This is a genomic window from Paenibacillus sp. VTT E-133280, assembly GCF_002264385.1.
Taxonomy (GTDB): Bacteria; Bacillota; Bacilli; order Paenibacillales; family Paenibacillaceae; genus Paenibacillus_AQ; species Paenibacillus_AQ nitricinens.
Map to the genome: position 1 here is coordinate 1 of NZ_NFUX01000165.1, position 769 is coordinate 769.

The window sequence follows — 769 nt, forward strand, 5'->3', positions numbered from 1 at the left end:
TGTTGAGTCATCGACAGTGGTCTTTTTGTTATATCTTGTACAGAGTATTTGCTTGTAAGGGTTTTTATGATAATGTGCTTTAATAGAGTCACTAATAGATTATTCATGGGGGATAAAGATCATGATAATATGGATCAATGGAGCTTTTGGTGCGGGAAAGACAGAAACTGCATATGAATTACATCGCAGAATTCCTAATTCTTTTGTATACGATCCAGAGAATGTAGGGTATTACATAAGGGAAAACATTCCTGATGTGATGACAAAAAGTGACTTTCAAGACTATTATCTTTGGCGTGAAATTAACCATTCCATGTTAAAATACATAGCTAGCGAATATAGGGGAACGGTTATCGTACCTATGACCATAGTCAACCCAGAATATTGGATGGACATTGCTGGTAATCTAATAAATGAGGGATTAGAGGTTCACCATTTTACTTTGTGTGCCTCACGAGAGACGCTGCTCAAGAGATTGGGTGGTAGAGGTGAAGGAAATGACTCATGGGCCGTTCAACAGATCGACAGATGCCTCACAGGGCTTAATAAGGATGTATTCAAAGATCAATTAGACACAAATAACCTGACTACTTTAGAAGTCGTTGAGTTGATAGCCAGTAAGCTTGATATCACTTTAACGCTATTATAGGAGAAAAGTGAAAATATATTAATTTAGGTATTGCTATACTTCGAAATACATGATATAATCTTTTTTGTTGTCAAAACATTTTGTTTTCAATAAGGCCCGTTGGTCAAGGGGTTAAGACAC

Annotated in this window: 1 protein-coding gene; it reads left to right on the plus strand. The window is 36.5% G+C overall.

Annotation, left to right across the window (positions count from 1 at the left end):
* The first annotated feature begins 121 nt into the window (after positions 1-121).
* On the plus strand, positions 122-649 hold the full coding sequence (locus CA600_RS30600; protein WP_094874832.1) for an AAA family ATPase: 528 nt from the start codon (positions 122-124) through the stop codon (positions 647-649).
* Positions 650-769 lie beyond the last annotated feature (120 nt).